Source organism: Acinetobacter ursingii DSM 16037 = CIP 107286, assembly GCF_000368825.1.
Taxonomy (GTDB): Bacteria; Pseudomonadota; Gammaproteobacteria; order Pseudomonadales; family Moraxellaceae; genus Acinetobacter; species Acinetobacter ursingii.
This window is the reverse complement of the sequence record NZ_KB849719.1, coordinates 128,896-142,334: the sequence shown is the minus strand read 5'-3', so window position 1 is coordinate 142,334 and position 13,439 is coordinate 128,896. Positions and strand designations below refer to the sequence as shown.

The following is a 13,439-nucleotide window of genomic DNA, read 5'->3' as shown; positions in this document are numbered from 1 at the left end:
TTTACTTCGTCCAAAAATGATAAAAATTAAACCATTGATACGGTGCGCGTAAGCAATGCTGCTCAAGCAAAGCCACATATTGTCGGGTCACCGTTTGCATGGCTTGCATACGGGTCTTTCGCGGTAAATCGATGACATCTGCAATTTTATGAATATGCACTTCAAAATGTTGCTGCTGTCGATAACAAAACACCGCCAAAACAGGCACTTTGAGTAAACTTGCCAGTATCCATGCACCCTGTGGCCATAGTGCATCTTTACCAAAAAATTCAATCTGTTGAACGCGACTAGACTGCACAGGCGCACGATCTGCCGCGACAATCACCCATTCACCTTGTTGCATTTTTTCTTCTAATAAAATGGCTGTTTCTAGTCCCAATTCATCGACAGAAATCAGATTCACATCCGACTGATCATTGAGTTTTTTCAGAAAAGCATTAAATTGTGTGGCGTGTTTTTGATAGACCAATACATTAATTTTCTGCGGATGCTCAGATTTAACAGCACGTAACAATTCAATATTGCCAAAATGCGATACGACTAATAATGCGCCTTTCTGGTAAGCCCGTTGAAAATGCTGATGACCAAACAACTGTAACTGTTGTTCAGGGATATTCCCAAGCCACCCTTCCATTTTATCCAAAATACTGATTCCGAACTGGATAAAATGCTGATAGCTATTTGCCCAAGACGGTAAAACCGAAAATGGTGAATGACCACCTGCAAATACATGTAATTGACGCAAATAATCAAGTGACGCCTGCCGTGCAGAAACTGCAAACAGCCAATACCACAGAATAATAAAGTACAATACGACCCTACATAACCAACGCCCACCCAAACGATAAAAATAGAGCACTAGCGTGAGTAGCCCCAGTCCACCTCGCTCTTTACGATCGCTCCAGTTCGAAGATTGGCGCTGCATGTTTAGCCTTGTATTTTTTGTTTAATGAGTTTAGGCAAACGCCATAACATACCCGCAAATAAGCGCGCATGTGCCTGACTCATTCCCAGATTATCGCGCCAAACATCAAAATGAGAAATCCCATGTTCTGGATAAATCACAGGCGTTGGGATATTGATAAATTTGGCATTTTCCCACTTTAGACGGACTAAGATTTCACTGTCGAAGCCCATACGTGGTTGGAACTTTGCTTGTTTTAAAATTTTTAATGTTGGTGCTAAAGGATAGATCCGGAAACCACACATGCTGTCTTTAATATCGAAAGACAAACTATTAATCCAAACCCAGACATGCGTGACATATCGCCCATACAAGCGTTTTTTGGGGACGGATAAATCAAATACAGGCTGTCCAATCACCACAGCATCAGGATGTTGCTGCGATAACTGCAAAAACTGATCAATATCTGTCCACTGATGTTGTCCATCCGCATCTAATTGCAAAGCATGGCTGAGCCCCATTTGCCCTGCATAATTCAACCCCGTAATGACCGCCTGACCTTTACCTTGATTATGATCATGCTCAATTAAATGAAGCTGCGCATAAGCCTGATCCAATGCTCTCAATCGCATGGTACATTCATCATGACTACCATCATTCACCACAATTATAGGTAAATGATACTGGCTTAGAGCTGCCATTAATTCATCAAGATAATGCGGATGATTAAATACAGGAATAACAAAACCGTAAGTTTGCATCAAACTGTCTCCTCATCCGAATCTTTCAATGCAAATAACAAACGCCCTGATGCCAAAGTTTGCTGTACATCAGATAGCTCAAAACTCACTTTATGCTGTTTGCGCGTCAGTTTTAACTCAATAACATGATACGGCTCAATCAGATGTTGAAATTTAAGTTGTTCATAACCATTGCACCAATCTAAATCACCCCAGATTTGTCTGGCAAATGTCTGAATAAATCCAATCTGCCCCACACCAGGGTAGATCGGTTGATTTGGAAAATGACCTTTAAAACATAGCAGTTCGGGCATAAATTCCAGTTTCAGTTGATGACATTCACTTGCTTGTAACTGCGACAGAACCACAGGTTGCAGCATCGGCTGAAACAAACTTTTTAAATAATGTTTATCCAATTTTGACTGAGTGTTTTGTGGAAGCTCTGTCAAAAATCGCCATAAACGGGGAATCGCGATATTTTCCAAGCCATCACTTAATTGTTGTTTTATCTCAGACACAAATGCGTGTTTACCTATGCATTGTAACTGTTGACGTGCAGCATCGTGCAAAACCACAATACACGCCAAAAACTGGCGCTGTTCCTGCTCTACCAATAAAGCATGACATTGTTTTACCGCTGCTAAGGTTTGAATCGTTTGTTCAATCGCATCCAAACTCAGACGTTTTTCTTCCAGCTTGATCAAACGATCGGCACGACCCAATAATTTAAATCCAGTTTTTGGGTTATTGGCATTTTCCCATTCTGCCAGATCCCCAGTTTCAATCCAGTCAGAACAAAAGGCGTGTTCAGTTTGTACATTTAAAAGCTGTTGCTGGATGTTAATATTCACATCTGCAAAGGCTTGCCATACACTTTCATCTTCAGTTCGATAGGCAATTCCACCCGTCTCTGAACTTCCTAAAATCTCAGTAATCGTATAATTGAGTAAAGGTCGAACACCATTTTCCAATTTGCCGCCAGAAGAAAATACCGCCTGACTATCTACGAGTTTTAGATCTAACGTCCAACGTTTGAGTAAAGCTGGACTAGAAATCACATAGTTTTGCAGTCCAAATTCAGCAAAATTTTTTTGTATGGCAATCACATCTTCTGGGAAAGCCAGTTGCGGACTATAAAAACTTCGTCCTGTAAATAATGGCCAGAGCAGTTTAAACAATAAACCGTAAATATGCTGATGGCTAACCGTCGCCAATGCAATGACTTGTTTAGTTAAGCAAAATGTCTGATCGAGTCCCTGCACTTCCTTAAACAATTGCGCTAAAGTGCGTTCAATACGTTTCGGTTCGCCGGTTGAACCAGAAGTGTAAAAATCGATCTGCGCTTGCTCAAGAAAATTTTGACTCAAATCAAGTACGAAATTCGAGTTCACGTCAGTAAAAGTCTGACGTGATAAAAAATAAATATGTTGTGAAGCTAAATTTTGTTCAAGCTGTGCCACCCGATGTGGAGGCAACACAATCCTTTTCTTTGCTTGAAGTGCTGCGAATAACAAGACTAAAAATTCATAGCTGTCTTGATGCCAAAGCGCCCATATGCATTCAGGTCGCAAAGAAAGTAATTGCGCCTGCTGTGACACATCTTGCCAAAATGCAGCAAAAGAAATTTGCTGTTGGTCAAAGGTAATCGCTAAAGTCTGTTGTGACTGAATAAATGGATTAAAGGAATTGTTCATCATTATTGTTCAAACGCTGATGGCGTTTTCTTAAAATAAATTCACCAAGTAAAAGAATGCCCATGAGGACATAAGAAATAAAGCCGTTATATAACACCCAAATCTGGGTCGGTGCATAAACAATCGTACACCAAGCCATAGCGGCATTGAATAGAAAAAAACCACACCAGACTATGGTGACTTTTCGCGTCCAATTTACTCCCGACTCAGGTAAATCGGGCTGCATGATGCGTGCGAAACGCTCAATCATGGAAGGTGGGCGCCATAAGGTCGATGCAAATATACCCAAAGCGCCTAGACTCATCAGAACTGGATAAAATTTAAGCCATGCATGATCATTCAACATCACGCTTAAACCACCACATAAAATGGCAAACATAGAAAGTGGCCATAATAATGCATTGGATTTAAACACAAGGCGTGACATCCCCACCATCACCAACAATATACTGACGGCAAAAAAATGACCGTTGGATAAACTCCAACCCACAATAAAAGGATAAGCAATGAAAAAAATCGCTGTTATCCATTTCAAAAAGTGATTCATTAAGCGGTCATATTCTGAATAACAGTCACAACATCGTGTACTGTTCTGACATTTTTAAAGTCCTCAGGTTTGACCTGCTTCCCTGTCAACTCTTTAATTTTGACGATTAAATCCACTGCATCAATACTATCAACATCCAGATCCGAATATAGATTGGATTCTAATTGGATTGTTTCAGGCTCAATTTCAAATAAATCCTGCATCCATTCACGTAAGGTTGAAAGAATGTGTTCCTGACTTAACATAGCTACCTCTTATACTTCTTGTTGAGCTTCAACCAAAGTCACTAGACTTTGAATTGAGCGAAAATGCTGTTTGGTCTCATCCGATTCAGCATTTAAATGAATGTTGTAACGTTTCTTGAGGGCAAGCCCTAACTCCAAAGCGTCTATTGAATCTAGCCCTAGTCCTTCTCCAAATAATGGTGCCTGATCATCAATATCCTGAACGGTGATGTCTTCAAGTGCTAAAACATCAATAATCATTTGTTTTAATTCGTTGGCCAAATTGCTCATTTAGATAACTCTTGCTTAAAAAATTGCTGTAAATACTGATTGAGGGCACGGACATTTTTAGGACTGACCGTCAAATCAGAAAGTACCTCTGAAATATGGATGGCATCCAAAATTTTAATCTCAATATGAAAGGGCTTCGCAGGAATGTGATACCACTTTTCATTTTTGGTTAACGTCGTGGGTGTACAACGAATCAACACAGGTCGAATCGGTACATCGGCACGAATTGCAATATTGGCAGCACCACGCTGAAATTCATTAATCTGTTCATCTTTTTGTGTCCTCGTTCCCTCTGGAAAAATGATGAGCGATGGCGCATTATCTTGCTGTAAGCTTGTCACGCAATCATGGATAAATTGATTAGATCCTGCATTTAAAACGTAACCTGCGCTGCGCACAGGACCTCGTGTAAATGGATTTGACCAGAGCGACTGCTTTACTACGCAATTGGCTTGTTGCATGAGTCCAATGAGGATCACCACATCGATCAAAGTCGGATGATTAGCGATCACCAATTCTTGTCGGCTTTGCTGTAATTTTTCCAGACCTTCCACCGAATAAGTCATGATGCCCAACTTGACCATCATTTCGGTAAAGCATTTAAAACTGGTACGAATCACCTGTTGAGCACGTTGTCGACGAGTTGCCTGATCCTGTGCAGTTAAATTTACCAAAGGTGCAACCACAGTCGCGATTGCCACGCCCCCAATACCAAAACTGGCAAAACTGAAACCGGTTGCTGCAACACGCCAAATATAATTGATCTTATTGTTTAATAATGCCCAATTTAACATTTTTGCCATCCTAGCCATGCTGTTTGATGCTGATCTTGCCAGAAGGAATAAAAACTGAGCGCATCAATATCCTGAGTCTGCTCAACTGCGCTCAACTCGACATTGGCACGTTCCAAACTCAGTAAGGTCGATAGTGCAAATGGCTCAAAAGGTTGTCGATCTTGATAAATTTCAGGTAATGGCGCGTCATAATAAACCACTAAAACGGTTTTAATCTGAGGCTGAGTTTTTAAAATCGCATAGGCTTCGATCATTGCTTCTGACCAGCCGCAACTTAAACTGGTCGAAATGGTCTCGTCTTGACACAAAATAGAATAAAGACCTGCAATTGCATTATGAACCGAAGTTGAAAACTGTGTAGGTGATGGCGTTTGATGGGTTAATACATCTTGTAAAATACCCAATGTTTTGGCCTCATCGCCATACTGAGAAGCCCATACAATATAGTCAGCAGATTGCTGTGCCAGAGTTTGCATGGCGGCATTTATCGCCAATTTTGCCAAAGGCGAAAGTCGCCTGCGCTGCATTGCAGGCAAAGACTCTAATGCCGTACAGTCATGTTGCGTACAACACAGTCGAAGCGCAGAAAGATGAAATCTGATCATGCTGAATGCGAGCCCATGGCAAAGGTGTTAGAAATTGGTGCAAAATTATAGCACCAGTCTTCAAATTAACAAAAAATTACATTTTAACTGAAATAACAAAAAGATGCAGTGTCTTTAAATGCAAAAACCCCGAAATGGGATCGGGGTTTTTGCATTTAAAGACAATTTAACGCTTAAATTTTTTCTCAGCTTTCTTAAATTTTTGAATATAACGACGTTTACGCGCAGCAACGCGTTCATCGATTTGTGACTTACGTCCTTCAAATGGATTTTCAGACGTTTTAAAGTCAATTCGTACAGGCGTGCCTTCAAGCTTATACACTTTACGAAATACGTTTTCCAGATAACGACGATAATCCGCTGGGGTTTTATCGACTTTATTGCCATGAATCACGATCGTCGGAGGATTCTGGCCGCCCATATGCGCATAACGCATTTTAATACGCTTACCGCTAATCATCGGCGGTTGATGTGCATCTGTTGCATCATTTAAAATTTGGGTTAATTTCGCAGGTGAAACTTTTAAATGCGAAGAGTCATAAGCACGGTGAATCGATGGATATAACTCACCTACGCCTGTGCCGTGTAAGGCAGAAATCAGATGTACTTTTGCCCACGGAATGAAGTCAAAACGACGATCAACATCCAGTTTACATTGCTTGCGATCGTACTCAGTCATGTTGTCCCATTTATTAATGGCAACCACCATGGCACGACCCGCTTCAAGCGCATAGCCAATCAGATGTAGATCTTGCTCAACCACACCTTCACGAGCATCCAAAACCACAACAATCACATGCGCATCTTTAATCGCCTGTAGTGTCTTTACGATTGAAAATTTTTCAATCATTTCATCCACTTTACCTTTACGACGCACCCCTGCGGTATCGATCAAGGTATATTGGCGACCATCGCGCTCATAGGGGATATAAATCGAATCACGTGTCGTCCCAGGCTCATCAAATGCCACAACACGTTCTTCGCCTAACAAACGGTTGACGAGTGTTGATTTACCGACATTTGGACGACCAATAATCGCAAGTCTTAGTCCTGTATTTTTGTCATGTTCTTCTGGATTTTCATCTTCAGGAACATCTTCAAGCACATCTTCAAGCATCTGTGCCACACCGCGACCATGGCTGGCTGCAACATGAATCGGTTCACCAAAGCCTAGTTTATAAAACTCGACTACGGCTGCTTCAGCGTGTACACCATCCACTTTATTAGCAACTAAATAAATTTTCTTACCTAGACTGCGTATTTCACGGGCAATTTGTTCATCTGAAGCAAGTAAGCCTGCACGAGCGTCCACCACAAAAATAATAATGTCAGCTTCGTTGATGGCAGTTTTTGACTGTTCCGCCATGTAAGCATCAATCCCCGCTTCGCTTTCGCCGATACCGCCTGTATCTACCACAATAAAGGATTTATTTTGGTAAACGGCATCACCATATTTACGGTCACGCGTAAGCCCCGCAAAATCGGCAACAAGTGCATCACGACTCTTGGTAATCTGGTTAAATAGCGTTGATTTTCCGACGTTGGGACGACCAATGAGCGCAATAACGGGTTTCATAAAGTAACCTACATTCAAGATCAGCCATTTGGCATGAACAAGGAAATAATAAGGAAGATTTTAGGTCATAGACCTGAATAAAAAACAACGGGGCTTTGAATATTATATACTCAAACACCCCGACGAATTTGAAGCAAAGAATTCGCGAATGACTAGTTTAACACAAGCCCGTCTAAAATTAACGGTTTTGCCAAACAGTAAATTCACCTTTGCGTGTGGAAACATAAAGCTGATTATCCACTACACGTAAAGTTCTCACTTCACCACTGGTTTTGGAACGACCCACAAGTTGTCCATTGTCTGGATCAATCAGGTGCAAATAACCATCTAAATCACCGACCACCAGATCAGAACCTAATACCACTGGGTTACTCAACTGACGGTGCATCAAAGCATCACTTTCCCACGCTTTTTCGCCTGTGGTCAGGTTATATGCCACAAGTTTACCATCAGTTTGTGCTACGAATACTTTGTCGTTACTGGCCTCAGCACGTTTATTGCTGCTAGCGTCTTCACTCCAAACCACTTGCTGTGCAGCGACATCAATTACAGTAATTTGTCCCTGATAACTGGTGGTGACCAAAAACTGACCCACCACTACCGGATCACCATCGATGTCAATCAGACGTTGTACATCTGAGCGACCTTCACTGACTGCAACGCGACGCTGGAAGCGTGGTACGCCACTGATCACATCAATGCCGTACACATAAGCATTAGCAGATGCCACGATCACGGTATGATCGTCCAGCATCACTGGGGAAGGCTGTCCACGCAAGCTAAATTGTACATTTGGCATTTTATACGCCCAAAGCTGCTGTCCAGTCTGTAAATCGTGCGCAAAGACTGTACCGTCATTGGCAATGGTCACTGCACGTCCATCTTTGATTAAAGATGGACTCAGCAAAGCACCACTTAATTGTGCCTGCCATTTTTTTTGACCTGTACTTTCATCCAGTGCAAACAACTCACCTTTGGCACTACCCACTAAGACCACGCCTTCTTTGGCTTCGACACCTGAAGTCAATCCGTGTTTATTCACACGAGTTTCCCATAGACGCTGTTTACCACGATAGGCAGCAACTTCACCTTTTGGATCGACAATAAAATTCACACCATTATCAGAGTCAAGCTGTAAACGTAGTGGATCGGCTTTGTCTGTTGAAGAAACGCTTTGTGAAAAAACGGGAACCAGTGTTTTGGCCTGTGCTAATTTTGGCAAAGGATTTGGTTTCGGTTCTTCTACTTTAAGTTTATTCGTGGAGCAACCAACTAAAGCTGCTGCAACCAAAGCAAGCGCAAACGGGAGTGTAAATTTTCTATCCATTAAGACTTATCCACCTGTGTGTCTATAATCGGGCGTTCAATCTCAGGATCATCTACTAAAACGCCAACACTTTCGAGTTTAATTTGTAAAATTTGGCGCTCTTGCTTGCGCTTTGCCAAATCATCCCACGCACTTTGATAGGCTTTTTTCGCAGAAGCAATATCTTTCTTCGCGACATAAATGTCACCACGCGCTTCTTCAGCCGTGGCCTTAAATGCAGGATCTGTGACCAATGCCAATGTTTTTAAGGCATCGTCATATTTATTTTGTGCAAGTTGAGCATATGCCAAACGAAGTTTAACCAGTTGCAATAGACCATCATCATTAAGTTTTGAGTTTTCAACTTTCTTCAATGATTTTTCTGCTGCGGCATAATCGGCTTTGTCATACGCCACTTTTGCCAACATCAGTTCAGTTTGAATGGCTTGTACTGAATCTGGCGCATCTTTGGTAATTTTATCTGCTGAGGCATATAAGTTACTAAGTGCATCTGGATTTGATTCAGCGCCTTGTGCCTGATCCATAAGTTGCTGCACTTTTGCAGTACGCACCTGATTTTCAGCCAGTGTTTTTTTCTGCCAATATTGCCATCCAAAAAAGGCGATGAGCGCAATCAAAATACCGCTAATGATGGCAGAGCCATATTTTTTACCGAACGACTTTAGATTATCCAGTTGTTCTTCTTCAGTTAACGCACTCATCTACGTTCCTTTCCCTTCAGCTTTTTCGCTTATTTTGCCAATTTTTCAGTTAAAAATGAAACCAGTTGCTCGATCGCGACAGTGGACTGTTCAGCAGTTGCCAACTCTTTTATGGTCAACTCACCCGCATTCCATTCACGCTCACCCAAAATCATGGCATAGACAGCGCCAGACTGATCGGCTTTTTTCATCTGGCTTTTCATGCTGCCCTGTGAACCAGTTTTGATACGTAGTGAACTATTGCTTGTTTCAAGCTGATCACGTAACTGTTCTGCCAAAATCAGTGCACGACCCTGATAAGCAGGTTCAGCCACTAAAAACACATCACAATCTCGTACGACCTGCGCTTGTTCAATCTGCTCAAGAAGCAGCAATAAACGCTCCATCCCCATCGCAAAACCAACAGCAGGAACAGATTGATCTGCTTTACCTTTCAATTGTCCAACTAAACCATCGTAACGTCCACCTGCACAAACGGTGCCCTGTGAACCCAATGCTGTAGTCGTCCACTCAAAAACAGTTTTGTTGTAATAATCCAGACCACGTACCAGCTTTTGGTTGATCACAAAAGAAATACCTGCATCCGTTAAATACTGTTGCAGTTGTTTAAAGTGATTCATGCTGTCTTCTTGAATGAAGTCATGCAATTTCGGCGCATTTTCTAAAATTTTCTGGGTCGATTCAATTTTTGAATCTAAAATTCGCAGAGGATTTGTGGTTAAACGGCGCTGTGAATCTTCATCCAAAGCATCTTTATGCTGAGTCAAAAACTTAACCAAAGCTGCACGATATTCTGCCCGTTCGTCGATTTCGCCTAAAGTATTCAGTTCAAGCTGGACTTTATCCGCCATTCCTAAACGTTTCCACAAACGCGCAGTCAATAAAATCACTTCAGCATCAATATCAGGGGTTGCCACACCAAAGGTTTCTACACCAAACTGATGGAATTGACGATAACGCCCTTTTTGTGGTTTTTCATAACGAAACATCGGCCCAAGATACCAGACACGTGGTGTAGCCCCACGTAATAAATTATGCTCTAGCAATGCACGAACACAACCAGCCGTACCTTCAGGACGTAAAGTTAATGATTCTGGCGGTGTTCCCTTGTCAAAAAAGGTATACATTTCTTTTTCAACAATATCCGTCGCATCACCAATCGCACGTTTAAATAAACCTGTTTGCTCAACAATTGGCAATCGAATTTGTTGATAGCCATAAGTATCCATTAACGATGCCAGATGTTGTTCTAAACGTCTCCATGCAGCCGTTTGGCTTGGAAGAATATCGTTAAAACCCTTGATTGCAACAATTGAACTCATGACTTACTCAAAACTTGTACGAATAATTTCTTTAGATTTTGCTTCTTCAATCGCTTTTACACGATCACGCACCATTGACTCGATTTCCTCAACCAGTTGATCGGTATCAATTAAATGGCTTTTTTCACCATTACGATAGACCAATGAACGAGGAGATGCCCCAACAACTCCAATATCAGCTTCTTTAGCCTCACCAGGCCCATTGACCTTACAGCCAATCACGGAAACATCCATGGGTGTACGTATATCTTCCAGACGTTCTTCTAGCATCTGCATGACTTTAATCACGTTAAATTCCTGACGTGAACAGCTTGGGCAAGCAATAAAGTTAATGCCGTTAGAACGTAATCCCAATGATTTTAAAATATCAAAGCCGATTTTAATTTCATCTTCGGGTTCTGCTGCCAGTGAAATACGCATGGTATCGCCAATGCCTTCCATCAGCAAACCACCCAATGCAATCGCAGACTTCACTGTACCTGTACGGTAAATCCCTGCCTCAGTCACCCCTAGATGTAATGGGTTATCAATCTGTTGGGATAATAGACGATAGGCATCCATGGTCAAAAATACGTTAGATGCTTTAACGCTGACTTTAAATTCGTGAAAATCCAATCGATCTAAAATATCAATATGACGTAGCGCAGATTCAAGCAAGGCTTGGCCTGTCGGTTCGCCATATTTTTTCTGCAAATCTTTTTCCAAAGAACCCGCATTGACCCCAATACGAATCGAAATACCATGGTGACGCGCTGCTGCTACGACTTCACGTACTTTTTGATCTGAACCAATATTCCCCGGATTAATCCTTAGGCAATCTGCACCATAGTCTGCCACAGCCAGTGCAATTCTATGATCGAAGTGAATGTCGGCAACCAAAGGAACCGTAACGCGCTTACGAATTGCTCCAAAAGCCTCCGCCGCTTCCATCGATGGAACAGACACGCGCATGATATCCGCGCCTGCATCAGCGCAACGTTGAATTTGCGCAACTGTCGCATCGACATCACAGGTTTCAGTATTGGTCATGCTTTGCACGCTAATCGGGGCATCACCACCGACATAGACTGAACCCACACGAATTTTTCGTGTTGGGCGACGCTTGATTGGATTTTCGATCATGGTTTCACTCTCATTTAATCTTCATTAACGAGATAAACGGAAATCTGCTTTTCCATTTACCGTATATGGAGACAATGAAATCGGTTCTTGGTTTAGACTTAATGACACAGCAGTTGCATCATCCAGACGAATTTGAAACGGTGATTGGCCATTTAAAGTTAAAGCTGATGCCTGACGACCAGTTGCCAACACTTTACCCGTCGAATCAACAATATGTATCGAAGTTGGACGATTAAAATTAAGCACCAACTCATCTCCAGAAGTTGCTGCTCCATTATTTAATGGCAAGACTTCAACATTCGAATTTTGCGGTGTGACCGTATTCGTTTTCTTGGCAGACCAATTTTGCAGCATCGTCACAATGACGCCAATTACAATCAGAGCTAAAATCAGGATCAGACTACGTTTTAACCACTTTCTATTGCGATCACTTTTTGAACCAGGGAGTTTCCCCATGATTTTAATCGGTGAATTATTTAAGGCATGATTCGGTAATAAACCTGTATCGTTCGCATAAATTTCATCGAAGCGCTGAATAATCGCAGTTGCATCCGTCTTTAAGTATTTCGCATAAGAGCGATAATAGCCTTTGATAAATGCAGGTTCTGGCAGGCTTTTATAGTCATCTTGCTCTAAAGCAGTTAAGGCTTTAAGTGGCATATTTAAATCAGATGCCACATCATTTAACTCAAGCTTCTGGGCAAGACGAATCTGACGTAAGTACTCACCTGGACGTTGAACATTTCCTAATGCTGAAGTAGGTGAACTTGAGCCAGTTGGCTGCTGTGAATTAGGATTTATTTCCATACGGCCTCAGTACTATACTGTAATTGCAAATAACGTTTATATTCTGAACTATCTGGGAATAAAGCACGCAGTTGATTGATCAGTGCCAGCATTCCCATTCGATCACCATTGGCTCGTGCAACACGAATCCCCACCCAAAGCGCACGTGCACCCTGATTGGTTTGCCCCACTGTACGCACATATTGTTCATACATTTGAGTCGCCGCTGGCATTTGCTGTTGCAAATAAAAAATCTCTGACAACTCTAACATAGATACATAAGAGTCGCGGTTTGCCTGTAAAGCTTGTTTGAATGACTTTTCAGCATTCACACGATCGCCAAGCAATACGTAGATACGCCCCAGATTTTCAAGGGCACGATAACGCTGATCATACCCAAGTGTTGCCCCTGCAATCGTAAATTGTTCAATCGCGTCATTATAACGTTTCAATTGGTATAAGTACGTACCATAATTATTACGAGCTTGTGCATTGGTAGGTTCTTCCGAGATTGCACGTTTAAAATACGTGTCTGCTTTCTCGAGATTTGTTGCACTACCTTCTTGTTGTAAGAGTACACCCATCATCATATTGGCCATGGAGTCACGCGAGTTCACTTCCAAAGCCTGATCCAATGCGCGTTTAGCAGCATCCAGATCACCAGACTTGATATATTCAGCTGCAAGTTGTGTACGGACCTGCACCGCTTTTTTAGGGTCTTTGGTTGTTTTTTGAGATTGGCATCCCGTTAACAGCAACACCATTAAACATGCTGAAATCCAGACTGTGGAACGTGAAGTGAATCT

Annotated in this window: 15 protein-coding genes; all 15 read right to left on the bottom strand. The window is 41.9% G+C overall.

Features of this window, described 5'->3' with window-relative positions:
* Position 1 precedes the first annotated feature (1 nt).
* The 15 genes from F944_RS15715 to pilW all read right to left on the bottom strand — a co-directional run bounded on the left by F944_RS15715 (position 2) and on the right by pilW (position 13,397).
* On the bottom strand, positions 2–925 hold the full coding sequence (locus tag F944_RS15715) for an LpxL/LpxP family acyltransferase (RefSeq protein ID WP_004992707.1): 924 nt from the start codon (positions 923–925) through the stop codon (positions 2–4).
* A 2-nt stretch (positions 926–927) separates the two neighbouring features.
* A complete protein-coding gene (locus F944_RS15710) occupies positions 928–1,665 on the bottom strand; it encodes a glycosyltransferase family 2 protein (protein ID WP_004992706.1) in 738 nt (245 codons plus the stop codon).
* Positions 1,665–3,341 (bottom strand): ApeI family dehydratase, encoded by a 1,677-nt coding sequence (locus F944_RS15705; protein ID WP_004992703.1) that lies wholly within the window; start codon positions 3,339–3,341, stop codon positions 1,665–1,667. The genes F944_RS15710 and F944_RS15705 overlap by 1 nt, the downstream gene beginning before the upstream one ends.
* Positions 3,322–3,885: a COG4648 family protein gene (locus tag F944_RS15700; protein ID WP_004992701.1), complete on the bottom strand. Its 564-nt coding sequence runs from the start codon at positions 3,883–3,885 to the stop codon at positions 3,322–3,324. Before F944_RS15700 ends, F944_RS15705 begins: the two co-directional genes overlap by 20 nt.
* A complete protein-coding gene (locus F944_RS15695) occupies positions 3,885–4,130 on the bottom strand; it encodes an acyl carrier protein (RefSeq protein WP_004992699.1) in 246 nt (81 codons plus the stop codon). Before F944_RS15695 ends, F944_RS15700 begins: the two co-directional genes overlap by 1 nt.
* 9 nt (positions 4,131–4,139) lie before the next feature.
* Positions 4,140–4,400 (bottom strand): phosphopantetheine-binding protein, encoded by a 261-nt coding sequence (locus F944_RS15690; protein ID WP_004992697.1) that lies wholly within the window; start codon positions 4,398–4,400, stop codon positions 4,140–4,142.
* The gene (locus F944_RS15685; RefSeq protein WP_004992694.1) at positions 4,397–5,194 is read right to left on the bottom strand and encodes a lysophospholipid acyltransferase family protein; all 798 of its coding nucleotides are present in this window, start codon (positions 5,192–5,194) and stop codon (positions 4,397–4,399) included. The genes F944_RS15690 and F944_RS15685 overlap by 4 nt, the downstream gene beginning before the upstream one ends.
* Positions 5,188–5,799: a beta-ketoacyl synthase chain length factor gene (locus F944_RS15680; protein ID WP_026039867.1), complete on the bottom strand. Its 612-nt coding sequence runs from the start codon at positions 5,797–5,799 to the stop codon at positions 5,188–5,190. The genes F944_RS15685 and F944_RS15680 overlap by 7 nt, the downstream gene beginning before the upstream one ends.
* Before the next feature lie 166 nt (positions 5,800–5,965).
* Positions 5,966–7,375, bottom strand: coding sequence for a ribosome biogenesis GTPase Der (gene der, locus F944_RS15675; protein WP_004992690.1), 1,410 nt, complete (start codon positions 7,373–7,375; stop codon positions 5,966–5,968).
* A gap of 178 nt (positions 7,376–7,553) precedes the next feature.
* A complete protein-coding gene (gene bamB / locus F944_RS15670) occupies positions 7,554–8,702 on the bottom strand; it encodes an outer membrane protein assembly factor BamB (RefSeq protein ID WP_004992687.1) in 1,149 nt (382 codons plus the stop codon).
* Positions 8,702–9,403 (bottom strand): YfgM family protein, encoded by a 702-nt coding sequence (locus F944_RS15665; RefSeq protein ID WP_004992686.1) that lies wholly within the window; start codon positions 9,401–9,403, stop codon positions 8,702–8,704. Before F944_RS15665 ends, bamB begins: the two co-directional genes overlap by 1 nt.
* Positions 9,404–9,432: 29 nt before the next feature.
* The gene (gene hisS / locus F944_RS15660; RefSeq protein ID WP_004992685.1) at positions 9,433–10,725 is read right to left on the bottom strand and encodes a histidine--tRNA ligase; all 1,293 of its coding nucleotides are present in this window, start codon (positions 10,723–10,725) and stop codon (positions 9,433–9,435) included.
* A gap of 3 nt (positions 10,726–10,728) precedes the next feature.
* Positions 10,729–11,847, bottom strand: coding sequence for a flavodoxin-dependent (E)-4-hydroxy-3-methylbut-2-enyl-diphosphate synthase (ispG, locus tag F944_RS15655; protein WP_004992682.1), 1,119 nt, complete (start codon positions 11,845–11,847; stop codon positions 10,729–10,731).
* A gap of 24 nt (positions 11,848–11,871) precedes the next feature.
* A complete protein-coding gene (locus F944_RS15650) occupies positions 11,872–12,654 on the bottom strand; it encodes a helix-turn-helix domain-containing protein (protein WP_004992678.1) in 783 nt (260 codons plus the stop codon).
* Positions 12,645–13,397, bottom strand: a complete 753-nt coding sequence (pilW, locus tag F944_RS15645; RefSeq protein WP_004992677.1) for a type IV pilus biogenesis/stability protein PilW — start codon at positions 13,395–13,397, stop codon at positions 12,645–12,647. Before pilW ends, F944_RS15650 begins: the two co-directional genes overlap by 10 nt.
* Positions 13,398–13,439 lie beyond the last annotated feature (42 nt).